Annotated in this window: 22 protein-coding genes and 3 pseudogenes; 15 read left to right on the forward strand and 10 right to left on the reverse strand. The window is 38.9% G+C overall.

Features of this window, described 5'->3' with window-relative positions; genetic code table 11:
- Position 1 precedes the first annotated feature (1 nt).
- The 6 genes and pseudogenes from larE to Sdiek1_RS08470 all read right to left on the reverse strand — a co-directional run bounded on the left by larE (position 2) and on the right by Sdiek1_RS08470 (position 6,617).
- Positions 2 to 811, reverse strand: coding sequence for an ATP-dependent sacrificial sulfur transferase LarE (larE, locus tag Sdiek1_RS08445; RefSeq protein ID WP_087438720.1), 810 nt, complete (start codon positions 809 to 811; stop codon positions 2 to 4).
- On the reverse strand, positions 795 to 2,012 hold the full coding sequence (larC, locus tag Sdiek1_RS08450) for a nickel pincer cofactor biosynthesis protein LarC (protein ID WP_087438721.1): 1,218 nt from the start codon (positions 2,010 to 2,012) through the stop codon (positions 795 to 797). Before larC ends, larE begins: the two co-directional genes overlap by 17 nt.
- Before the next feature lie 97 nt (positions 2,013 to 2,109).
- A pseudogene (locus Sdiek1_RS08455) lies at positions 2,110 to 3,379 on the reverse strand (lactate racemase domain-containing protein).
- A gap of 243 nt (positions 3,380 to 3,622) precedes the next feature.
- Positions 3,623 to 4,186: a Fe-S-containing hydro-lyase gene (locus tag Sdiek1_RS08460; protein ID WP_087438722.1), complete on the reverse strand. Its 564-nt coding sequence runs from the start codon at positions 4,184 to 4,186 to the stop codon at positions 3,623 to 3,625.
- Between the two features lie 10 nt (positions 4,187 to 4,196).
- Positions 4,197 to 5,048 (reverse strand): fumarate hydratase, encoded by an 852-nt coding sequence (locus Sdiek1_RS08465; RefSeq protein ID WP_087438723.1) that lies wholly within the window; start codon positions 5,046 to 5,048, stop codon positions 4,197 to 4,199.
- 159 nt (positions 5,049 to 5,207) lie between these two features.
- On the reverse strand, positions 5,208 to 6,617 hold the full coding sequence (locus Sdiek1_RS08470) for a DASS family sodium-coupled anion symporter (protein ID WP_087438724.1): 1,410 nt from the start codon (positions 6,615 to 6,617) through the stop codon (positions 5,208 to 5,210).
- Positions 6,618 to 6,879: 262 nt separating this feature from the next.
- On the opposite strand from Sdiek1_RS08470, the gene Sdiek1_RS08475 reads away from it, so the two are divergent.
- From Sdiek1_RS08475 to Sdiek1_RS08495, 6 genes are read left to right on the forward strand one after another with little or no spacing between them, the layout of a single operon-like run.
- Entirely contained in the window at positions 6,880 to 8,694 is a 1,815-nt protein-coding gene (locus Sdiek1_RS08475; protein ID WP_238098893.1) for a sensor histidine kinase, read from the forward strand.
- 29 nt (positions 8,695 to 8,723) lie between these two features.
- Positions 8,724 to 8,933, forward strand: coding sequence for an ATP-binding protein (locus Sdiek1_RS15220; RefSeq protein ID WP_238099292.1), 210 nt, complete (start codon positions 8,724 to 8,726; stop codon positions 8,931 to 8,933).
- On the forward strand, positions 8,930 to 9,580 hold the full coding sequence (locus Sdiek1_RS08480; protein ID WP_087438725.1) for a response regulator transcription factor: 651 nt from the start codon (positions 8,930 to 8,932) through the stop codon (positions 9,578 to 9,580). Before Sdiek1_RS15220 ends, Sdiek1_RS08480 begins: the two co-directional genes overlap by 4 nt.
- Complete coding sequence (locus Sdiek1_RS08485; protein ID WP_238098895.1) at positions 9,570 to 10,703, forward strand: MFS transporter; 1,134 nt, start codon at positions 9,570 to 9,572, stop codon at positions 10,701 to 10,703. The genes Sdiek1_RS08480 and Sdiek1_RS08485 overlap by 11 nt, the downstream gene beginning before the upstream one ends.
- A gap of 12 nt (positions 10,704 to 10,715) precedes the next feature.
- Positions 10,716 to 10,997 (forward strand): hypothetical protein, encoded by a 282-nt coding sequence (locus Sdiek1_RS08490; protein ID WP_087438726.1) that lies wholly within the window; start codon positions 10,716 to 10,718, stop codon positions 10,995 to 10,997.
- 46 nt (positions 10,998 to 11,043) lie between these two features.
- Positions 11,044 to 11,544, forward strand: a complete 501-nt coding sequence (locus Sdiek1_RS08495) for a SixA phosphatase family protein (protein WP_087438727.1) — start codon at positions 11,044 to 11,046, stop codon at positions 11,542 to 11,544.
- Here the strand turns inward: Sdiek1_RS08495 and Sdiek1_RS08500 are convergent.
- Genes Sdiek1_RS08500 through tgt form a run of 3 tightly spaced genes read right to left on the reverse strand, consistent with a single transcriptional unit; the run spans position 11,541 to position 14,510 of the window.
- A complete protein-coding gene (locus Sdiek1_RS08500; protein WP_087438728.1) occupies positions 11,541 to 12,326 on the reverse strand; it encodes a CorA family divalent cation transporter in 786 nt (261 codons plus the stop codon). The two genes, Sdiek1_RS08495 and Sdiek1_RS08500, sit on opposite strands and share 4 nt — an antisense overlap.
- A complete protein-coding gene (locus tag Sdiek1_RS08505; protein WP_087439865.1) occupies positions 12,323 to 13,387 on the reverse strand; it encodes a tyrosine-type recombinase/integrase in 1,065 nt (354 codons plus the stop codon). The genes Sdiek1_RS08500 and Sdiek1_RS08505 overlap by 4 nt, the downstream gene beginning before the upstream one ends.
- A gap of 1 nt (position 13,388) precedes the next feature.
- Positions 13,389 to 14,510, reverse strand: coding sequence for a tRNA guanosine(34) transglycosylase Tgt (gene tgt / locus Sdiek1_RS08510; RefSeq protein WP_087438729.1), 1,122 nt, complete (start codon positions 14,508 to 14,510; stop codon positions 13,389 to 13,391).
- Between the two features lie 56 nt (positions 14,511 to 14,566).
- Between tgt and Sdiek1_RS08515 the strand changes: the two genes are divergently transcribed.
- The 9 genes and pseudogenes from Sdiek1_RS08515 to Sdiek1_RS08550 all read left to right on the forward strand — a co-directional run bounded on the left by Sdiek1_RS08515 (position 14,567) and on the right by Sdiek1_RS08550 (position 23,242).
- The gene (locus Sdiek1_RS08515; RefSeq protein ID WP_192866732.1) at positions 14,567 to 15,958 is read left to right on the forward strand and encodes a COG3400 family protein; all 1,392 of its coding nucleotides are present in this window, start codon (positions 14,567 to 14,569) and stop codon (positions 15,956 to 15,958) included.
- 45 nt (positions 15,959 to 16,003) lie between these two features.
- Positions 16,004 to 17,053 (forward strand): annotated as a pseudogene (aroB, locus tag Sdiek1_RS08520) (3-dehydroquinate synthase).
- Positions 17,046 to 17,495 (forward strand): hypothetical protein, encoded by a 450-nt coding sequence (locus Sdiek1_RS08525; RefSeq protein WP_087438730.1) that lies wholly within the window; start codon positions 17,046 to 17,048, stop codon positions 17,493 to 17,495. The pseudogene aroB and the gene Sdiek1_RS08525 overlap by 8 nt, the downstream one beginning before the upstream one ends.
- Positions 17,496 to 18,012: 517 nt before the next feature.
- Positions 18,013 to 18,174 (forward strand): annotated as a pseudogene (locus Sdiek1_RS15605) (mechanosensitive ion channel family protein); the annotation flags it as partial.
- A gap of 525 nt (positions 18,175 to 18,699) precedes the next feature.
- Positions 18,700 to 19,884 carry a tRNA (N(6)-L-threonylcarbamoyladenosine(37)-C(2))-methylthiotransferase MtaB gene (gene mtaB, locus Sdiek1_RS08530; protein ID WP_238099294.1) on the forward strand — a complete coding sequence of 395 codons (1,185 nt, stop codon included), beginning with the start codon at positions 18,700 to 18,702 and terminating at the stop codon, positions 19,882 to 19,884.
- A complete protein-coding gene (locus Sdiek1_RS08535; protein WP_087438731.1) occupies positions 19,871 to 21,532 on the forward strand; it encodes an AAA family ATPase in 1,662 nt (553 codons plus the stop codon). Before mtaB ends, Sdiek1_RS08535 begins: the two co-directional genes overlap by 14 nt.
- A complete protein-coding gene (gene bioV, locus Sdiek1_RS08540; RefSeq protein WP_087438732.1) occupies positions 21,519 to 22,028 on the forward strand; it encodes a pimelyl-ACP methyl ester esterase BioV in 510 nt (169 codons plus the stop codon). Before Sdiek1_RS08535 ends, bioV begins: the two co-directional genes overlap by 14 nt.
- Positions 22,025 to 22,387, forward strand: a complete 363-nt coding sequence (locus tag Sdiek1_RS08545) for a thioredoxin family protein (RefSeq protein WP_087438733.1) — start codon at positions 22,025 to 22,027, stop codon at positions 22,385 to 22,387. Before bioV ends, Sdiek1_RS08545 begins: the two co-directional genes overlap by 4 nt.
- Positions 22,388 to 22,564: 177 nt before the next feature.
- Positions 22,565 to 23,242, forward strand: coding sequence for a hypothetical protein (locus Sdiek1_RS08550; protein ID WP_151897984.1), 678 nt, complete (start codon positions 22,565 to 22,567; stop codon positions 23,240 to 23,242).
- A 44-nt stretch (positions 23,243 to 23,286) separates the two neighbouring features.
- Here Sdiek1_RS08550 and Sdiek1_RS08555 read toward each other — a convergent pair whose 3' ends face one another.
- The gene (locus Sdiek1_RS08555) at positions 23,287 to 24,282 is read right to left on the reverse strand and encodes an LLM class flavin-dependent oxidoreductase (RefSeq protein ID WP_087438735.1); all 996 of its coding nucleotides are present in this window, start codon (positions 24,280 to 24,282) and stop codon (positions 23,287 to 23,289) included.

The raw sequence follows: 24,282 nt of genomic DNA on the forward strand, positions 1-24,282 counted from the left end.
ATCATACCTTTTCCAAAATACTTAATGACTCTGCAATAGAACCATGTCGATAGCCTTCAAGATCTAACGTTACATGTAAAAATCCAAGCGATTTAAGATGTTCCGTTACCTCGTTTAAATGGCTATCATTCAAAAGGCGAATAGCCTCATTTTGAGGCATTTCAATACGTGCTAAACCCTCTTCATAACGAACGCGCATTTGGGGATACCCTTGCGCGATCATATACGCTTCTGCCTCACTTACCATCATGAGAGCTCCTTCTGCAATAGGCTTATCATACGCAAACCGAGTCAATAAACACGCATAAGAGGGCTTATCCCATGTACTCAGTCCAAGTTTTTGAGAAAGAGCGCGAATCTCTTTTTTACTCAATCCTGCATCTAAAAGAGGTGTTTTAATACCAAGTTCTCCAAGAGCAACACGTCCAGGGCGATACTCCAAGGTATCATCCACGTTACTACCCTCAGCGATGGCACTAAAATTGTGTTCTGTTGCAAAAGAACCTAAAGAAGAGAATAGGGCGTGCTTACAAAGATAACATCTGTTTTCAGGATTGTGGCGAATGGCATCAATCCAAGGCTTTTCCATCACCAAATGTGAAACACCAATCTCCTTGGCAACTCGCCTAGCATCATTAATTTCCCATCTGGCAATATACGGAGTCGAAACGGTGATAGCCAAAGCGTTAGATCCTAAAACATCGTATGCAGTTTTAAGTAAAAAGCTACTATCAACACCTCCAGAAAACGCCACAATAAGACGTTCATAGGAAGCAATAATCTCTTTTAAATGTTCATATTTTTGAGTCATCTTTTTTATCTTTCATTGCCATAGTTACACTCTCATAAATCTTTAAAATTGGTACATTATGTTTGAGAGCTGCTTGTTTGCACTCTTCGTATTCCGCTTTATATTTGAGCATTTTCCCCTGTAAAAAAACACATTTCACACTAATTTCACCGAAGGGTGTACCAACACGTTTCATCTCACGCTCTAACATAATTTTGTGAACAAGTGAGCGTCTCAGTCCAATGGAAGAAGTCTCAGCAAAAATAATTTCCATCGCTTTTGCCTCTTTTTGTTGACTAACCAAAACGCTTAACTTCACACCCAAACGATTTTTTTTAGTGGTAATAGCGGTTGTATAGACATCTTTAGCACCCGCTTCAAAAAGTTTTTCTTGTACGTATGCAAGTATTTCAGGGCTCATATCATCAATATTGGTTTCTAGTACCACCTCTTCAAGAAGAGCCGCTTCCTCTTCTTCACCCAAGAAAACACGCAATACATTGGGAATTGAAAAATCTTTATGACCAATGCCATAGCCTATTTTTTCAATTAGCAAAGAGGGCATCTTCTCATAAACATCCACATTGGCTTTAATGATAGCCGCACCCGTGGGTGTTGTTGTTTCAAACGCCACGCGCCCCAATGTGACTGGTACATTTTTTAAAATCTCAAGCGTTGCAGGAGCAGGGACGGGCAGTGTGCCATGTGCGCACTGCACAAACCCGCCACCAAGCTCAATTTTTGAAGCCATAATCTTCTTTACATGTAAAGCTTCCAAACAGATCGCAGCGCCTACAATATCGACGATAGAATCAACTGCCCCCACTTCATGAAATCCGACTTCTTGAGGCTCTTTACCATGGATTTTTCCCTCAGCCATTGCCACCATCCAAAACATTTTAAGACTTCGTTCTTTGATGCTTGGAGAAAGGGTACTGTTGTTAATGATCGCTTCAATGCTTTTAAATGTTCGATGTTCATGATGATGATGTTCATGATGATGTGCATGTATATGCCATTGAGGTGTGAGTTTGACGGTTACTTTTGTTCCACCAATGCCCATTTTACTAGCTTTTTGAATCACGAGTTCAAAGGCAGAGTCCAAAGAGAGTTTTGAGAGTTCTTGTCTAAGATAGGCTTCTTCCACACCCACATCAAGAAGTGCGCCAAGATTCATATCGCCACTGATACCACTCAAACAGTCATAGTACAAAACTCTCATCATCAATCCTTATTTCTATTCTTGACGTAGGTTGCAAAGCAAAGCTCTAAAACCTACGTTAACACTAGGTAATCTTGCGTAGAAAGCCCACGTGCCTTTAACACTCTTTATTATTTAGCAGTTTTGGAACGGTAATCGAACCAAAAGGAAGTACGATAATGCTGGCATTTTCACCTTTTTCTTTGATTGCATCAGCGAGAGCTACATGTAAATCATGGTATGGCTTTAAGTGTACCGCTTTCATCTCCTCATCACTGAGTTCACTCACCGCCCAACTTTGAGCCCAAAGGTTAATCTCCGCCATTTTAGCTGCTTTGTGGTAACCTAGTTTATAGCCACATTTGATTTTATCCAACACCGCTTGAGCTGAATGTGCGGAACTCATGAGTTTAAAAAATCCTTCTTCGCCAATACCAGTACGGCATTTTGCTACCATAATGAGAATACCTTTATCTTTAAGCGCCAATTTCCCATTGTCAAGTGCTTTTTGAGACTGATAAAGGTCAATGTCCATAGGATACGGAGCAACAGAGATAACAATGTCCGCTTTTTGGGGGATATTTACGCAAAAAACTTCATCTGCTTTATCAATACCAGCATAGAATGAATCACTCAAATCACCCGCAGTAACCGCGCAGATGTCGTGGTCACTGTCTAAAACGGTCATAATGGCAAAGACATCAATATGTTGAAGTACGCTCATCGCATCCATCATATCTTCATGCACAGGATTACCTTTTAAAGAAAGGGCTTGCGCATTAGGATGAAGCGCTAAAAGATGGTTTTGCTGGATCGTATCGTACGCCGCAACACCGGGTAAAAACGCTTTTCGTCCACCCGTGTAGCCTGCAAAATAATGTGGTTCAACCGAACCAATGGCACACACTTTTTTAGCTTCCGCTACGATTTTATTGAGATACATCTCTGTCCCATTAGTCGATTTGCCAAGGTAAACCATTGCATCATTGTGCGAATCATGGCTCCAAAGGCGATTTTTTGCTTTGAGATCTTCGTATATCTCTTTACCTAAGATAAAATGCCACTCTTCCTCAGTGGGTGCTCTATGACACCCCGTTGCAACAATAAAATAAATATCTTTGTCTTTAATTTTGGGATAGATGCGCGCAAGTACTTTTCGCGTTGGAGTAGGGCGCGTACCATCATTGACAATAAAAACGATACGTTCATTGGTATCACTAAAATGATCAAAACTCTCCTTCCCAAGAGGATTGGCTAAGGCATCATCAATCGCTTTATTGTAATCAATTTTGGGAACACCATTTGGATTATATACACCTACCAACTGTTTATCGTTAATATCCAACTCAAATTTTTTCGTCCTTTCCATAGCCCACACTAACTTTCATACATTATCCTTTATCACCGTTTATATATTTTGAAACTTATCGTATTAAGTCAACTACGCACATTATCTAACCAACAAAAACAATATAATCTTTAATGCGTGATATTTTATCACCGTTAAAACAAAAAAAAGAAAAAATTTATCAAAAAAACTCTGAGACAGAAATTCTAAATAGATTTTGATAAAATTTTAATAGTAAAAGAACACAAGAGAGCCTAGCGGCTCTCATTTTTATAATGAAGGTCTATGAGAACACTTCGTATTGTGCACGACCCATTTTGTAAAGATCTGCACCAAAGGTATCATTAATAACCGTTAAAGGAAAATCAACGACTTCAAGTCTTCTGATGGCTTCAGGGCCAAGTTCTGGATAGGCAATCACTTCAGCTTTTTTGATTTGACGTGCGAGAAGTGCACCCGCACCACCCGTTGCACCAAAATAAATGGCTTTTGATTTAACACATGCATCTAAAACTTCTTGGCTACGTTTACCTTTACCGATCATACCTTTAAGACCTTGCTCATTGATAAGTTTTGGTGAGTATGAGTCCATTCTGTATGACGTTGTAGGACCTGCACTACCGATTGGATCGCCTGGTTTTGGAGGAGTTGGTCCAACAAAATAAATTACTGCACCTTTCATATCGAAAGGAAGTGCTTGTCCTGCATCTAAAAGATCAACTAATTTTTTGTGTGCTGCATCACGTGCTGTATAGACAACACCTGTTAAATAAACAATATCGCCCGCTTTAAGTTGTACTACATCTGCTTCACTAAGTGGTGCTGTTAAATGATAAGTTTTGCTCATAATTTTCTCCTTATAGCTTGATATGCATGTGACGTGAACTGTGGCATTGAACGTTAACGCTCACTGGCAAGCTCGCAATATGGCATGGGTTTTTCTCAATATGAACGCCAAGAACTGTATTTGTTCCACCCATTCCCATAGCACCAATACCTAAGTTATTAAGAAGAACCATTAACTCTTCTTCCATTGACTCCAAAACTGGATCTGGATTTTTGCTTCCAAGTTCCCTAAAGAGAGCATGTTTTGAAGAGATAACCGCTTTTTCAAAGGTTCCACCAATACCAACACCGACAGTTAATGGAGGACAAGGATTTGGACCCGCATCAGAGATCACTTGTTTAACGTATTCAACAATACCTTTTCTTCCTTTTGCAGGAGCAAAGACAGTTGCACGAGAAACGTTTTCAGAACCGCCACCTTTTGCAGCATATTCAATGTCTAATACATCCCCTTCAACAAGGTCAAAGTGAATCACCGCTGGAAGGTTGTAACCGATTTCATCTTTTAAGTTTGCACGTGTATCCCAATGACAGGTAGACGCTCTTAAGTAACCCTCTTTATAGCCTTGTTCTGTTCCCTCGTTGATCGCTTTTTTCAAACTACCACCAACAACCTTAACATCTTCACCGACTTTGACAAAAAAGACGGCTAAGCCCGTATCTTGGCAAAGAGGTCTTGCTTCATTGGCTGCGATGTCCGCATTGTCCAAAATTTGTTTAAGAACTTGTTTACATACTTCACTTTTTTCAGTTTTGTATGCATCTTCCAACGCTTTGTAAGCATCTTTTGGCAAGTTGGTTGCACTATAAAGGATCATATCCTTTACACTTTTGACGATCTCTTCGTACTTAATTTCTCTCATTTTTCATCTCCGAAAAAGTTAGTTTTTGTCACACACATAGTACTAAGCGTAGAGGTGCAATGTTCAAGTTTACATTTAAAAGGAGGGCACCTCTACAGATCTTTACATGTAAAGATCTGTAAAAGTGTACATCCCACAAAGGGGATGTACCTTATAACATTATACAAAAATGAATACGCCTAGAAGTAAAACGGCAAGATAAATCACAGCAAAGAGTGCACCCAATGCCCACCAACGTGCTTGTGAAATATAACCAGCACCGTACCAAATTGGAGATGGACCTGTACCATATGGAGTGATAATACCCATAATACCTAGACTTCCTGCGAAAAGAATCAAAAATGCTGGTAATTGCTCAGGAGCAATAAATTTAACAGCGATCAATGCAAAAACAGGAACCAACGCTGAAACATGTGCTGTAACGCTTGCAAAGAAATAGTGTAGCAAGAAGAATACAACAAGCATAGAAATCATCAATGTCATTGGAGGAAGACCTGTTAGAGAAGATTCTGCTAATGTACCAATCCATTTAAGGATGCCTACTTTTGCTAAACCACCGGCAAGTGCAACAAGAGTGGAGAACCATACTAAAACGTTCCAAGCACCTTTGTTACCAATAATATCATCCCAAGAGATTACGTTACAAAGAACCATTAAACCAACAATAGAGATCGCTGCGGTTGTAGCATCAATATGCAATTCTTTACCGAAAATCCAAAGAACGAGTGCTAGCACAGCAAACAACAACATCATAATCTCTTTAAATGAGATAGCTCCCATTTTTTTAAGTTCATTAGCAGCCCAAATTGGTGCTTCTGGAGATTTTTTTTGTGTTGGAGGATATACGATGTATGCCAACAATGGAGTTAATAAGAAAAGAGGTAACATCAATGGAATCATGATTTTTGCCCATGCTCCCCATTCAATGGTCACTTTTGCACTTTTAGCAATAAGGTCAATCGCTAAAAGATTTGGAGCAAGTGCCGTCAAGAACATAGAACTTGTCACACATGTTGCAGCCATTGCTACCCAAGTAATATATGCACCGAGTTTTCTTGGCTCATTTTCGGGAGTAGAGTTAAAGATTTGTGGGATGTTGATCGCGATAGGGAAAATCGTACCACCACTTCTTGCGGTATTTGATGGCATAAATGGAGCAAGAAGGAGGTCAGCAAATGCCACAGCATAGCCAAGACCGAGTGAACTTTTACCCATAAATTTAACCATGATAAGAGAAATTCTTTTACCAAGACCTGTTCTTTGATAACCTGCAGCGAACATAAATGCGGCAAAGATCAACCAAATAATAGAGTTGGAAAAGCCAGAAAGTGCCCACTTAATACCCTCAGCAGGTTTGGGATCAATAATGCCCAGTAAGGCAACTAAACACACACCAATCCAACCAACAAGTGCAGCAGGGACTGGTTCAAGAACAAGACCTACAACAACTCCTAGAAAAATTGCTAAAAAGTGCCATGCATTAACACTCAATCCCTCAGGAGCAGGGATAAACCACACAACTAACACTACCAATACTGGAATCAGCATAGATATTGCTTTTTTCGACATCGCGAAACCTCCATCAATAAATTTTACTCAACATCTCATAATTAAGACTGATGTAATTATATGGCGATAAAAGAGATATAAATGAGACTTTTTTGATAGAATTACAAAAAAACAAGGCATTAAACTTATGGAATACTTAAAAATTCTAATCATATTGTTTTTTTACAGCTCTTTTTTATATAGTGATGAAATTTTATTAATACATTCCTATAATAAAGGCCTCAAATGGAGTGATGGAATTTCACGTGGTATTGAAGATATTATGCTTAAACATCCACAATATGAACTTACTACTGAATATATGGATAGTAAAAAGATAGAATCAGAAAATTATTTTGATGAATTACTGGATCTTTATCGAAAGAAATTTCGTAATCGTCAATATAATGCCATCATCGTTGCCGATAACTACGCCTATGATTTTGTTTTAAAATACCACCGTGAACTTTTTCCAAACACCCCCGTTATTTTTTGTGGTGTGGAGAACTTTAACCCTAAAGAATTAGATACATATCTCAAAAAATATGTAACGGGAGTTATTGAATACAAAGATATACGTACAAACCTAGAACTGATCTATCAACTCTTCCCTGCGACAAAGATGGTCTATATTATCAGTGATGATGCTTATTCTTCTCTCGCCATTAAAGAACAGATTATTGATGAATCCAATAATTTTCAAGATAAATTCCGTGTGGTCTTTGACAACAAAATTGATTTTAATAAAATTGACGAAAAAATTGACAAACTTCCTAAACATAGTGTCATTCTTTTTACCAGCTTTTACCGTGATATGTATGGGGTTTACATACCTTATCATAGACTCAGATCCTTTTTCCAACGCTCAAAATTTCCTGTTTTTGCACTGAATCATATTCACTTAGGAGAAGGTATCATTGGTGGGTACATGATCAACCCTTATGATCAAGGGGCATTGGCTGCGAAAAAAGCATTTGAGCTTATTAATGGCAAAAAGATTGCTTCAGTTCCTATTGAAACACCTTCGAGCAGTTATTTTTTTGATAATAATATTTTACGTAAATACGGTATACCCCTTAGCGATGTTCCAAGTCCTGCTGAAGTCATTAATGGTGTTGAAAGTTTTTATGAAAAACACCGTAGGTTTGTTGAAAATGCTTTTGCACTTATGCCATTACTCCTTTTACTCACCACTATTTTGGTTTTAAATATTATTAAACGTATCTCATTGGAAAAAGAGCTCTTACGTCAAGGAAAATTGGATTATGTACTTTTAAATAACATCCAAAGTGCCATTTTTTGGAAAGCGAATGATGGTAAGATTTTGGGATGTAATGATCTTCTCTGTGAAATCCTTGAGCGTGATAAAATTGATATCATTGGTAAAAATGTTCAAGAAATCATGCCTGGTTTTTGCGATAAAATTCAAGAAGTTCCCCTTGATTGTCCCACTAGTGCTGAGATTGTGATGAAAATGCCATTTAAAGACAAAATTATTTTTTCGGTTCGAAGGACATACTATACCGATGAAAACAACCAAGAAGCAGGCGTTGTCACCATTTTAACCGATGTCACAGAAAAAAGACGTATTGAAACAGAGCGAAAACGCCATGAACAGTTTGTTATCCAGCGTTCAAAACAATCCGAAGTGGGTGAAATGATCGCCAGTATTGCCCATCAGTGGAAAACGCCTCTAGTCGAAATCTCCGCTATTGCGCAAGAACTCATTTATAAACGCCGTAAAAAAGTTCTTGGGGAAGAAGATACCCAGAAAGTTGTCGATGACATTATGACGCAAGTAAAATATATGTCCAATACGATTGATGATTTTAGACAATTCATTAAGCCTTCATCCACGCAGACAGCCTTTGATGTACGTGAAGCCATCGATACCCTTTTAAGTGTTGTCAATCATAATGTAAAGTACAATTACATTACGATCAATATTGTCCAACCCTCCAAAGAGCCACTCTTAGCTTTTGGTTATCCTAATGAATTTAAACAATGTGTTTTAAACATCATTAATAATGCAAAAGATAGTATTGTGAAAAAGAGAGAGAGAGTAAGAATACAGATGGTATCATTGAAATTGAGTTAAGCAATGATGACACGCATATCTATCTCTCCATCAGCGATGATGGTTGTGGTATTGAAAAAAGTAAACTTGAATCTATTTTTGACCCTTTTATGAGTACCAAAGAGCATGGAGATGGATTTGGGCTTTACATGGCACGTTTGATTATTGAAGATAAAATGGGTGGAAAAATTATTGCTAAACAAAAAGAGAATGGTGCACAAATCTGCATTACCATTAAAAAAGCCAAGGGAGCTGCATGAAAATATTGATACTTGAAGATAATGAACGACTCGGTAACCTTATGGTTGAAGCACTTGAGCAGAAAAAGTACCGTATTGACCTTTTTAAAGATGGGAAAATAGCGTTAAAGGCCATTGATAATGGCTATGACTGTTTTATTTTAGATATCAATGTCCCTGGTATTGATGGTCTGAGTCTTCTAAAAGAGATCCGTGTTATGGATGCTTCTACACCCGCTATTATCATCAGTGCCAATGTTGAGTTGGATACAATTCAAGAGGCTTACAGTAAAGGGTGCGACGAATATCTCAAAAAACCTTTTTACATGTACGAATTAGAAACTAAAATCGAAAAACTTTGCAAACCAAAAATTTGTCTCGTTTCACTTCCTGAAGGTTTTAGCTACTCTATGGAGCAAGAAATTCTTCTTGATGGAGAAGGAGAAGAGGTGAAGCTTGCCAAAAAAGAGATTTTACTGCTCAATCTTTTTACTAAAAATCTCAATAAAAATATCTCTTTCGAACGCATTGAACAGTATGTTTGGGGCGGAGAACTTACAACGACCGAAAATATAAGGGCACTCGTCAAGCGCCTTCGCAAAAAACTCCCTGAAGATACTATAGAAAATCAAGGTGGTATAGGGTATCGCCTACATTATGAACATTAAATCTTTCTTTGCTACACGTGAGCAACTTCTCTATCTTTTAGCGGCTGCTGTTCCTATTGCTTTTACAACATGGAATGCTCTTTTAAATAACTTTGTGGTTGAAGTGGCTAGGTTTGATGGTGAAAAAATTGGTTTACTGCAAAGTATTCGTGAAGTTCCTGGGCTCCTAGCCTTTAGCATTGTCTTTGTTTTGATAATTTTTCGTCAACAAACAGCGGCTTACCTCTCTTTATTACTCTTAGGACTCGGAACACTTTTGACAGGTTTTTTCCCTTCAGTCGTCGGACTTTACGTTACAACGCTCATTATGTCTGTGGGATTTCACTATCTTGAAACATTACATAGTTCTCTTTCACTGCAATGGATTAGTAAAGATCAAGCGCCTTCCTTTCTTGGTAAAATCTCAGCCCTTCGATCTTTTATAGCACTCTTTACGCTGGCAATACTTTATGTCATGATGAAAATCTTTGATATAGGCTATATCGCTGTTTATGTGCTCAGCGGTGGAATCACTATGCTTTTAGCCATCGCAACATGGATCGGGTTTGAACATTTTAAAGACGATATTGTCCAAGAAACCAAGCTGTTTCTACGCAAAAAATACTGGCTTTTTTATGTACTCACTTTTCTTGCTGGAGCACGCCGTCAGATTGTGGTTGTTTTTGCAGGATTTCTTTTAGTTGAGAAGTTTCATTTTACTGTTGAAAATATGCTTTTACTTCTCATTGTCAATACGATTTTAAATATGGTCTGCGCACCTTACGCAGGAAAACTCATAGAACGCTTTGGTGAAACGCTTTCCTTAAAATTAGAATATATTTCAATTGTTCTCATTTTTATCCTATATGGTTTGGTACAATCACAAACGATGGCAGTATCGCTTTATATCTTAGATAATCTCTTTTATACCATTGCTATTGCCTTAAAAACGTATTTTCAAAAAATAGCCGATCCAAAAGATATAGCCGTCACATCAGGGGTTGCTTCGGCTATTAACCATATTGCGGCTGTTTTTCTGCCTTTTACCTTAGGAATTGTTTGGATTTATTCTATCAGTGCTGTCTTTTTTTATAGGAGCAGCCATTGCGATGATTGCATTTTTATTAACATTTTTACTACCTAAAAAGGAGCGTGTGTGAGTTTACATGTAAAGGAAGATTTTTTACAATTTGATGACTATCAACCCGATAAGAACACCTACAATGAAACCACTTTTTTTGAAGCAGAAGGAAGTGAAAAATTTGATAAAACCTCAGCACCCCAAATGCTCATGATGATGAACCGCGTTGCAGATGATTTACGATTGGATGACTATTCGATGAAAAAACTTGAAATTGTCCTACGAGAAGAGCTTCCTTTCTTTGCGGTTAACCGAAGACTCGTCTTAAATTGGATCAATGAGAATTTTTTATTTTAATCTCATCCTTTGTCGTCTATAATAGAGCATACGAAAAAGAGGACATATGAAAAAAATCTATTTAATCAGACATGCCAAGTCAAGCTGGAAAGATGAAACCATAGATGATTTTGAAAGACCCCTTAATAGTAGGGGAAAACGCGATGTTGCGTTTATGGGAAAGCGTCTTAAACTGTTTGATGTGAAGCCCGACATTATCTATACTAGCCCTGCGAAAAGAGCTGAAAAAACAGCTAAAGAGCTTGTGAAAGAGATGAATTACGATAAAAAGAAAATAAAACTTATCGATACTCTTTTTGAGAGTTCATATGAGCAGTATATGGAGCTTATCCATGCTACAGACGATCACTATAGTTCGATATTTATTATTGCACACAACCCAACCATCACCGAAGTGGGTGAGCGTTTAAGTGGTGCTATTTTAAGTAATATTCCTACCTGTGCCATCGTTTGTATTAGTTTTGAGATGGAGAGCTTTAAAGAAATTACCGAAGAGAGCGGACACATTCTCTTTTTTGATTATCCCAAAAAGCACCTCAAAGATTAAACTTTTTTACCAAAATATAAAATAACTCCCGCCATTAACATGGCACAACATCCCAATAAAAATGCAACAATTGTTGATCCATTAGCGATGCCATCTAGGGGCAATCCATGTGTATTCATACCAAAATAACCAACAATGAGATTTAAGGGAAGAAAAATTCCAGAGAAAATTGTCAAAAGGTAGATGGTTTTGTTCATGCGTTCATTATTGCGACTGGTGTAAAAATTATAAAGGTTATTTAACTTGTCGATTGCCAGTAAAGAGGAGCGATTGGTACGACTTAAATGTTCGTGAATATCTTTAAAATGAATGGATAAAAAATTTTCTTCTTTGAGATAGCTTTCAATAAAACTCTCCAAAACTTCAACACTCAGTGTTAGAAGGCGGTTAATTCGACTGAGATCTTTTTTTGTGTTAAGCCAATAGCGCATAAATGAACTCAACTGAGCATTGTCATATAACTGCTCTTCCATCCAATCAATACTTTCATGCAAAGAAGTTAACATTTTCATTGCAATATTTGTTTTTTCATTCAGTAATTCATAGACTTTTTCCATCGTTTTAAAATCTATAAATTCTTGCACGTTTTTATCGTACCAATAGCATGAAGTTCCATCGAACACAAAAGCATACGAGTCAATTTTAAGCTCTTTGTCGCGTGAGGTGGGTAGCGCTAAGATTAAAATATCATAGTTGGATTCTTCCACAAACATGGAAGGATGAGTTGCATTTTTAATATCTAAAAGGTGGAAACGATCGATCTGGTCGTATAAATGTTTCATTGTACGTCATCCATAGTATTAGCTGCAATTTTTAAACGCTCTTTATCAAAATGGGTATAAATGCGAGAGGTATTCAAATCAGAGTGTCCAAGTGCTTCTTGCACCAAAATAAGGTCTCTATTTTTTTGATAAAGCAGTGTTGCAAAGGTATGGCGCAACATGTGCGCACCGTTTTTTTCTTTTCTAATCCCCGCCGTCATGAGGATTTTATCCATGATATAACTGACATACGCTTGCGTCAACGGTTTACCCGTACGGCTTTGAAACAAAAGGGGATTTTCAGAACTTCGGTAACTCATCCATTCGCTCAAATCATGCTCAATCTGTTCCACTTTAATCATCGCCGTGCGAGGTTTATTGCCTTTACCTCGAATCTGAAAGATGTAGTAATCCTCATCTTTTACCATATCTTTCAGTTTTAAGTCCAAAGCTTCACTGACACGCATACCTGTAAAAATAATCATCTTAATCAAAAGTCTATTTTTTGCCTGAACATAGGGTTTAAACTCCGTCTCTTCGATCGCTTTGAAAAAGCGTGAGAGCTCTTCTTTATACATGTGAGCCGGAAGTTTCTCACCCTTTTTACCACCAAGACCTCCCCAGTTCTTAAGCTCGATACGAAATTGATGTGAATTACCTTTAGCGTCTTCGTTCTGTTTGTCAATAAATTTAAAGAGTGAGACAACCGCCATACGGTAATTTTTCTTTGTGGCATCGGAGAGTGAGCCTGTTTGAGAGGCAAGAAATTCACTCAAAAGTTCTTCATCAATCTCTTTAAGAGACGTCAACCCCATAGGTACAATGTAATAGTAAAATTTCTCCAGCGGATTGATAAAAAGATTGATGCCAATTAGCCCAATATTACGTGCCTCTTTAGCAAGATTTTTTAGCTCATCCATCGTTGCACTACCATGATTGAGCGCGCCAATAATGGCGGAGAGCTTGGCATTTTCTTCGACATGGCGGTTGGAAAGAGAGGTCAGTTTCGACTTAATAAACCGATCAAGCCAAAAGAGCAAACTTAACTCAAAACGCTCTTTCGCATCCACCGTGTAGCGCATTTTATTTGGCTCGTTTCGCGTAAAATTCTGCTTTAAAAGCAGCAAAGCGTCCTTCAAGGATCGCTTGGCGCATCTGTTTCATTAAAGTCAAGTAGTAATGAAGATTGTGAATAGACGCAAGTCTAAAGTAGGTCAGCTCTTTTGAGCGGAAAAGATGGTGCAAATAACCACGTGAGTAATGTTTACATGTAAAGCAGTCACACTCAGGATCAAGCGGTGCTTCATCCCTTTGAAACTTAGCATTTTTGATGCTGATTTTTCCAAATGAGGTGAAGAGTGAACCGTTACGCGCATTACGCGTTGGCATGACACAGTCAAACATATCCACCCCTCGCTCCACGTTTTCCACCAAATCCTCAGGCGTTCCAACTCCCATCAAATAGCGTGGTTTATCCGTTGGCATCAGAGGCGTGACGTATTCAACGATTTCATACATCTCCGCATTGCTTTCACCCACGCTGAGTCCTCCAATGGCAAATCCATCAAAGGGTAGGGCACACAGCTCATTCGCGCTGATACGACGAAACTCTTTATCGGTTCCTCCTTGAATGATCGCAAAAATGTTTTGATGAAGTCCAATACCCTCAGATTGTTTTTGTTTATGGTAGGTAATCGCACGTTGTGCCCAATCGGTTGTGCGCTTAATGGACAGAGCAACACGCTCTTTGGTTGCAGGAAGGGCAACAAGATCATCCAAAATCATCATAATGTCAGAATTAAAGTTGTACTGAATATCAAGCACCTTCTCAGGCGTAAAGTAGTGCGATGAGCCATCAATATGGCTTTTAAACATAATGCCATTGACATCGGCTTTGGAAATATCACTTAAACTAAAGGCTTGAAATCCACCGCTATCGGTTAAAAAACTGTTCGGAAACTTGGTAAAGCCATGAAGCCCACCAAAATGTTTAATTACTTCATCATTGGGACGTAAATAAAGGTGGTACGTATTACCTAAGATTATCTTAGCTCCAAGCATTTCGCTCATATCAACAGCATCTAAGCTTTTCACACTGCCCACCGTTCCAACGGGCATAAATACAGGGGTTTGGATGGTACTATGTGCCGTTTTTATCGTACAAGCACGAGCACGTCCATCGGTTTTATCTATCTGAAATTCCATTTTAGTTACAATATCCTCTTTAGTTTATGGGGAGTCTTTTACAATGAAAAAAAATTTTGATCATCGCTGATGGCATTCTAGCAAAACAATTTTTAGAAAAGGTTATGGAAACCGAAGCAGGCGAAAATAGTTACACCATTGTGACCTATAAAGAAGAGACTATACCTAAAAAACGCCCTGAAAATTTTAAATTTTTCGAATTTGATCCTACAAGTTACGAAAAGCTTGCGATCATTCTCAATGAGCAGTTTTTTCAAATCATGATTATTATGTCCAATGAACTGGATGTTAAAGCCACCTACACCAACATTAGACGCGTGGACAGTAAAGTGCGCATCGTCATCATGGACAGATGGGATTTAAAAATTGAAGATAAACGTCTTTTGATGCTCAACTCCCGTGAAATTCTCGCTTCTCGTTTCACCGATCATCTTCCAAACACGCCGATTGTCGCTCAAAATATCGGACTTGGCATTGGTGAAATTATGGAAGTTTCTGTGCCTGTGGGAAGCTCTTACGCCTACCGACATCTCGCTTCTATTGAGCAGAGTAAATGGAAAATTGCAGCCATCTACCGCTCAAATACACTTATTTTACCGCGTCCTGCATTGATGCTTCTTCCTAATGATCTTTTGCTGATGATTGGTGATCCTAAAGTGTTGCAAAGTGTCTTTAAAAGTATCAAACGAGAATTGGGACAATTCCCTTCACCCTTTGGAAGCAGTATTTACTGTATCATTGACATGCTAAGGATGGATGATACAGAGATTGATACACTCATCAACGATGCCTTGTTATTGCACTCCAAACTTAATAGCAACAAATTACATGTAAAGATCATCAATCCGACGTACTCCAAGACACTCGAAAAGATCAAAGGCTACAGTAATCACCATATACACGTTATGATTGACTATTTTGAGACCAGCCCGCGTAAAGTTTTGCGTGAAGATACAGAAAAAATGGACATCGGTTTGATTGTCGTAATGAACAACTTTTTCCAAAAAAACAAACGTACACTCTATAAAACAAAATTGCCGATTTTTAAGATGGGTAAACGTGGCTTTGGTGGTCTAAACCAAGGGGTAGTTCTAAGCAATGACGCCCATGAAATTGAGCAAGAATCTTCGGTGATTTTTGATGTGGCAACCCAACTCTCACTTGAACTCAAACTCTACAGCTATAACCCTGACCATGAAAATGCAAAAAATAGCTTGATTGAGCATTTTGACAACCTTTCAAAGATCTTTGGGCGTGAAGTGGATGTGGTGCAAAGTGATAAAAATCCATTGGTAAAGCTTCGTAATAAAAACAATATTTTGCAATTCATACCTTTTAGCCCTAAAATTTTGGAAGCTAATTTTTTCTCTATTTTCTCTACAGATATGGAAAAACTTCACTTTAAACTTGCCAATAATTATCAGCTATTTATCCCAATCAATGCATAATTAAGTGCTTTTTGAGTATGATAAATAAAAAAATATGGATAGATAATGCAAGTCAATGTTGTCTTAAATAAAACCACTTCAAAAGATTATAGCGTCACAATAGACTCTTTTAAAAGAGCTTATTTTTGATACAAAAGTTTTAATCGTAACCAATACCACGGTAGCAGCTCTTCACCTTGAAGCGCTCCAAAAAAAAACTTTTTGCCAAAGAACTTTATACGGTTATTTTACCCGATGGCGAAATGTATAAAAAATTTTGAGAGTCTCAATCTTATTTTAGACGCATGTTTTGAACATCGCTTAGATCGTCAATCTCTTTTAATTGCCTTTGGAGGAGGGGTTATTGGTGATATGACGGGGTTTGCTGCTTCGATTTATCAACGAGGTATTAGCTTCATTCAAATTCCTACAACGCTTTTAGCGCAGGTCGATGCGAGTGTGGGTGGCAAAACAGGTATCAACAACCGTTATGGCAAAAACCTCATTGGCTCTTTTTGGCAACCATGCGCCGTTTATTGCGATAGTGCGTTTCTTAAAACTTTGCCAAAGCGTGAATTTGCCGCAGGTGTTGCAGAAATTATCAAAATGGCAGTCACGTTTGATAAAGATTTTTTTGAGTGGCTTGAAACACACGATCTTCACGATGAAACTCATCTTACAACGGCCATTCATAAAAGCATCGCTATCAAAGCCGATGTTGTTTCACAAGACGAAACAGAAAGAGGCATACGCGCCATTTTAAACTATGGACATACGTTTGCGCATGTGATCGAAAACCAAACTCAATACAGCACCTATTTACACGGTGAAGCTGTTGCCATTGGTATTGTGATGGCAAACGCTTTAGCACAAAAACTGGGGCTGTTAAGCAAGGAAGAGGGCAGTCGAATAGAAGCCCTCTTAGAACGTTACGCGTTACCAACACACTATGATATTAGTGATCCAGAAGCTTTTTACGATGCTTTTTTCTTAGATAAAAAAAGTGCTCATGACAAAATAACATTTATTTTAGCCAATGGAATTGGTGGCAATGATATGCGTAACAACATTACCAAAGAGGTTGTTTTAGAAGCATTAAAGGACGTCAATGTGTAAAAAAATTCTTTGGTTGATTTTCTTTACATGTAATCTTCTTTTAGCAGAAACAAACAGCACTTTAAAGCTTGAAGACGCCATGAAAACGGAAGTTCTCCATCAAAAAGTGGCTGCCATTGATGAAACCATCCAAAACAATCTCTGGTACAAGCGTTATGGCAATTACCTAAGTTATCAAAAATTGATCGAAGAGTTATCGACAGTCGATGCCGAACTTAAAAAAGTAAAAACGGCCAAAGACAAAGTTTCTGTAGAAAAACGTGAAAGATTGACGAGCAAACAAGAGTCACTTGAAAAACAGATCGAACTTTTGCAAGAGTTTAAAAACTCTCCTTTTAGCAAAATAATTGAGTCAACTGATTTGGAGACGTACCCAAAAATCACGAATCCGCTTGCTATTATTTCAGCACTTTCGTACATCAAAAAAAATCAAACAAGATAGTATGGATTATAAAGCACAAATTGATCGTTTAGACTTGCTGGTTACAAAACTCAAAGAAAAACTGGCTCTAATCGAAGAAATTTACCAAATTGAGCCTATAATTACCAATGAAGACATGATCTATGAGGCACAAAAAGAGCTTAATGCCTTTATCGTTGCACAAGAGATTGCGAGTACCAGTTACTCTTTACATGTAAAGAAAGTCGAAGAGGCAACGATTCGTATTACGCAAGACATTACTTTACAAATGAAACGTGCCTTCAACATCGGTATATTCATTGTTGTTGTCATTGTTTTTACGCTTTTACTCAAATTTTTTGCTAAACGTTATATCAAAGACAATGAGCGTTTTTATACTGCCAATAAAATTATCAATTTTGCCAACGTCACACTGATTATTCTTATTTTACTTTTTTCCTACATCGAAAATGTCTCCTACCTTGTAACTGTTTTAGGTTTTGCCTCTGCGGGTATTGCGATTGCGATGAAAGACTGGTTTATGAGCATCTTAGGATGGATGGTCATCATTTTTGGGGGCAGTTTCCACGTTGGAGATCGTATCAAAGTTAAAAAAGATGGTCTGCCTTATGTTGGCGATATTATCGATATTTCACTCCTGCGTATGACGGTACTTGAAGACATTACCTTAACATCGTATATGGAAAACACGCGCTCAGGAAGAATTTTCTTTGTGCCTAACAATCTCATTTTCTCTGCGGTTATTTCAAACTATACACATGGTACAATGCGCACTGTTTGGGATGGCATTAACATCTACATCACCTTTGGTTCAAACCATAAAAAAGCGGTTCATATAGCACGAGAAATTACCAAAAAATATTCAAAAGGTTACACAGACATTGCACGCAAACAGCTCAATTTACTCCGCAATCAGTACAGCCTTAAAAACACAAACGTTGAACCTCGCATATTTTCATTCGTTGAGCCACAAGGATTTTGTATCAACTGCTGGTATATGACAAACTCGTATGCAGCACTCTCACTTCGTGGAACGATTGGCTGTGAAATTATTGATGCTTTTATGCAAGAAGATGACATTACGATTGCTTACCAAACACATAATATCAATATTGGGAAGCAAGAGCGACCCTCATTTCCACCCGATGAACTAAAGAGTCCTGATGAAAAAAAGTCTTTTTTTAAAACGTTCGGATGTCGCACCAACATCTATGACACCCAAGTGATGATGGAAAACCTTACTGATTTTGAAGTGACCGAAGTCGAGCAAGAAGCCCAGATCATTGTTGTCAACTCCTGCACGGTCACCAATGGTGCGGACACAGGCGTGCGAAGTTACATCAACCACGTCACCAAAGAGGGTAAAAAAGTCATTTTAGCAGGCTGTGGAGCGATCAGCAAAGGCGAGAGTCTTTTTAGCCAAAACAAAGTTTTTGGAGTCATGGGTCACTCAGAAAAAGGGCAGATCAATACGCTTCTCAAACAAGAGATACCGTTTTATCAAATCGGTGATCTCACCTCTTTAGATGAGACAATTGTTCACGAATACACGGGCAAAACCAAAGCGTTTATCAAAATTCAAGAAGGGTGCAATTTTAGGTGTTCCTACTGCATCATTCCTTACGTCAGAGGCAATGCGAGAAGCCAAGATGAAAGTAAAATCATTGAACAAGTGCAAAAACTAGCTCTCAATGGCTATGGTGAATTTGTACTGACAGGCACAAATATCGGCAGTTACGGCAAAGACAAAGGTAGTTCTCTGGGAAAACTCGTTCAACGTTTAGGCGCTATCAGGGGAGTTAGACGCATTCGTTTGGGGAGTATTGAACCTGTGCAGATCGATGAGAGTTTTAGAGAAATTCTAGGCGAACCGTGGTTGGAGCGACATTTACATGTAGCGCTTCAACACACCTCTGAGCGTATGCTAGAGCTTATGCGAAGACGCAACAATGTCAAACGCGACTTGGAACTTTTCCAAGAGCTCAGTGAGCGTGGCTTTGCGCTAGGAACGGATTACATCACAGGACATCCGGGCGAGAGTGAAGAGATTTGGCATGAAGCGTTCACGACTTTAGAACAATTTCCCCTCACACATCTACACGCTTTTACTTACTCAAAACGTGATGGCACGCCTTCAAGTACGATGAAACCCGAAGTCAAAGGTGATGTTGCCAAAGAGCGACTTAAGAGTATAGAAGCCCTTGTAGAGTCGAAAAACATTACTTTTAGGCAAAAAAATAGTGCAATACCTTTAAACGTCTTGGTCGAAGAGTATAAAGATGACCACTACGTCGGATACGACCAATTTTTCAATAAAGTCATCATTCAAAGTAATCGTGACATTCTAAAAGAGTGGGTGACTATCGAAAACTATGCCATCAAACAGGAGGCTAATTATGCGCATTTTTAAATCCCAAAAACTGATGCTTGCCATCATGGCACTGAGCATATTTGCTGTGCTACTCGCATTTGGGTATTTACGTATAACGCCTAAAATTATTGATCTACCAACCTATCATGCACTTTTAGAAAGTGGTGGGATCAAAAAAGCCAAAGTCGAAGACAATGAAGTATGGCTATACGGTCTTAACGATCAATTTGTCATCATCAAAGATGGTATTGACATTGGAGAACTTCTTAAAAAAGTACCCATTGAAGTCCAAAAGTCCAATCCTTTTTTTGAAGACCTTGTTATTTTAGGTATGCTCGGAAGTCTTCTATTTGCACTGTTTTTTTATGCACGTAAAAAGAGGGCTGAAGATATTAAAAAAGAGCAAGAAACCAACCAAAAAGCCTATGCAAGCTACGATCCATTTATGAGTAGCATCATCAGACCTGTCAGGGCACACGTCAGCTTTAAAGATGTTGCGGGCATTCAAGATGTCAAGGAAGAGCTTGAAGAGATCGTAGATTTCCTCAAAAATCCCGCACGCTACAAACGTTATGGCATTACCCTTCCCAAAGGTGTGCTTTTAGTTGGTCCTCCGGGCGTGGGTAAAACGATGATCGCCAAAGCCGTTGCAGGCGAGGCGAGTGTGCCGTTCTTCTACCAAAGCGGTGCGACCTTTGTGCAGATTTACGTAGGAATGGGTGCGAAGAGGGTTAAAGAGCTTTTTTCCCAAGCGAAGGCTCATGCTCCCTCCATCATCTTTATCGACGAAATTGATGCCGTGGGGCGCGCGCGTGGTGGCATGCGAAACGACGAGCGCGAATCAACACTGAATCAACTTCTTACAGAAATGGACGGCTTTGAAGACAGCAGTGGCGTCATCGTCATTGCCGCGACCAATAAAATTGATATCATCGACGAGGCACTGCTTCGCTCAGGTCGATTTGATAGACGTATTTTTATCTCTCTTCCTGATAAAAACGATCGTTTAGAGATCATCAAAGCGTATATGCGCAACAAACCAACCGAAATCAATTTGGAAGAACTCGCCAATATGAGTGTCGGCTTTAGTGGCGCAGCACTGGCAACGTTTGTCAATGAAGCCGCCATTAACGCGCTTCGCCGAGGCTCTACCATCCTTGAACTTGCTGATTTTGTAGCCGTACGTCAAAAAGTGTTGATGGGTAAGAAGAAAGTGCTTAGCTTCTCCGATGAAGAGAAGAAAATCCAAGCGCTCTACCAAGCCGCAAAAGCACTGTGTGCATACTGGTTTGAAATCGATTTTGATAAAATTAGCATTGTCAATGACCGCCTTAAAGATATGGATAGAGAGATCGAGTCTAAAACACAAATGCTCTCTCGGATCAAAGTCTATCTTGCAGGCATGGTTGCAACGAAACTCGCGTACAATGAAAAATTTACCAACGCCACAGAAGATCTCAGTCGTGCAACTGCGATCGCCAAAGAGATGGTTGAAGTCTATGGCATGGGCGAAAAACTCATTCCCTATGAGAGCGACGTCTTACTCATTTTGGAAAATTCACAAGCAGAACTTGAGCACTTTTTAGAAGGTATGAACACCATTCTCACCAAAATTTCTGATGAGCTTTACAGTGTAGAGAGCATCTCAAAAGTGCGTTTAAAAGCCATTATCGATGAAGTTCTTTAGTGGATTTTGCCTTGCAAACGAGCAAGAACTCTTTTCTTCGTACCTAAACCAAAGCGATTTCACCGTCGCTGGGTTTAGTTACGGAGCGATTAAAGCTTTTGAATACACTCTTACATGTAAAGAGCGCATCGACACCCTCCAACTCTTCTCACCTGCCTTTTTTGAGGATAAAGATGCCAAATTCAAAAAGCTTCAAACCTTGTCTTTTTCCAAAAACAGTGAGCTTTATACACAAAATTTTATGCAAAATATTGTGTATCCTTCCACGTTTGATATGCAACCATTTTTGAAACAAGGAAGTTTGGAAGAGTTAAATGAGCTTTTACACTACACGTGGAATGAGGAGCGTTTATGCGCTTTGAAAGAACGAGGCGTGAACATCGAAGTCTATGTAGGCGAGTGTGACACCATCATCAATGCTTTACATGTAAAGGATTTTTTCGTACCTTATGCAAGTGTTTACTACCTCAAACGAGTAGGGCATATTTTAAAATGATGCAACCTTTAGATGAAGCCGCCGTTTTAAAACGCTTACAAAAACCATCCCCTCGTGCTTTTTTCCTTTTGTTCTATACTAGCCAATGCACTCAATGCAAAATCGCCCACACAAGAGTAGAACGCGTCATGCAAAAGGAAACCTTTGAAGTGGACTTTTTTACATGTAATCTTGATGATGCCCCCAAAGTGAGTGAGCATTTTGGCATTCGCTCTGTACCCGTGTGTATGACTTACAATAAAAAAGGCGAGCAACAAAGGGTCGAATACGCCCTCAAATCCGAAGCCGTTTATGAGAGTATGGTACTGGGCGTGAATACGCAAAAAGGCGACCCGAAGTCACGGTTGTTGGGGTTTTAGAGATTAGGTGATACTTTTACATGTAAATGAAAATAGAAGTCTAACTGCACCTCTTTTATTCTGTTGATAAGGAATTACTCAATGAAAAAAATCATTCTTGCTTTAGTCGTAGTAGTATTGCTCATTGGTATAGGAATCAACATATCGTTTCAATCGCATAGCAATGTTCAAATCGAGATGTCAAATGACATATCGCAATTAGCTCCTGGTAAAACCTTAAGACTCGAAGTACCTCAAGTTCTAGCCAATGATAGTAAACAGAGAGTTTTTGAGATACGAATACCTGAACACTATAAACCTGATGATAGTATACCTTTACTGGTATGGTTTAGCCCAGGTAATGGTTCAAATAGCATTAGTTCTATTCCTCCGATTGTAGATAAGACCAAATTTCTTTTAGTAGCTATACCCTATCCAGATAATCAATTACCAAGAGTAGCTATTGAAGCCAACACAATTGATAATTTTTGGGACTATGAAAAACCTATGTTGGACTATGTAAAGTACATGATTCCCAATATTGATCCTAACATAAAAATTGCTGCAGGTTTTAGTAGCGGAGCACATTTAGTCGGATCAGGATTGGATCGAAATTGGATTGGTTTTACCGATTTTTTTACCGTTTACATTTTACATGAAGGCGGAGGCTCTCCTAGTAATACCTATCAAGGGGCAAAGAGCACGCATAAGATATTGGTTACATATGGGCTACAGAATAACAGCTATGGGCAAGTGGTTGTGGTAAATATGAAAAAATCAGGCATCGTTCCAGATGTCATCAAACTAACGAATACAGGGCATACGATGAGCCAAGAAAGTATTGATGCCATAAGAAGATGGGTTAATGTTTTATAAGAGAAAGAGATAAATGTTAACCGCTTTTATATTTTATAATTACCTCACTCAAACCAAACCCTCGAAATCAACTCATAGGATTTGATTCTTTCCTCGGGGTTATGTATCATAGCGTTGATCATCACTTCATTAGCACCCGTTCGCGATATAAGGCTTTCTAGTCTTTCTTTGACAAAGTCGGGCGTTCCCCAGATGGACTCTCTGGTTTTATGGCGTATGTTCTTTTCTTCCCACGCTTCCCATAAATGACTCATATCGTGTGTGGGTTTACTTAACGGACTATTATCACCACGTTGGAGATGCAGAAACTTTTGAAGTTCGCTGGTTGCTAGGTAGTGGGCTTGCTCCGTTGTTTCGGCACAAATGACGTTAATGCAAATGATCATATACGGCTCTTGTAACGCTGAGGGCTTAAAATTAGCACGATAGAGTCTTATGGCATCTTCCATGTCATCGGGCGCAAAGTGGGAGGCAAACGCAAATGGAAGTCCTTTTTCTGCCGCTAATTGCGCGCTAAACGTACTTGAGCCAAGCAACCAGATGGGTATGTCGAGTCCATAGCCCGGAACGGCTTTGATGCCTTTAGTACCCGCACGATTGGATAAAAAGTATTGCAACTGTTCCAGCATACTAGGAAAGTCTGAGCCGTCATTAGTGGTGTCTCGTCTGAGGGCTAGCATGGTTTGCCTATCCGTTCCCGGAGCTCTTCCTAAACCCAAATCAATTCTTTTAGGATACAAAGACTCTAATGTTCCAAATTGCTCAGCGATGACGAGTGGTGCATGGTTGGGAAGCATAATTCCCCCTGAGCCTATTCTGATCGTGTGCGTTTGTGAGCCAATGTAACTTAAAATAACCGATGTTGCGGCACTGGCAATTCCGCTAAAATTGTGATGTTCTGCTACCCAATAACGCGTATATCCAAACGCTTCAACCCCTTGGGCTAGTTTGGTACTGTTCTCGATGGCTTGTGCTATGGTGAAGCCTTCTCCTACGGGAATTAAGTCTAAGACCGATAGTGGTATTTTTGGACTATTCAT

It is taken from the genome of Sulfurospirillum diekertiae, assembly GCF_002162315.1.
In the GTDB taxonomy this organism is placed as follows: Bacteria; Campylobacterota; Campylobacteria; order Campylobacterales; family Sulfurospirillaceae; genus Sulfurospirillum.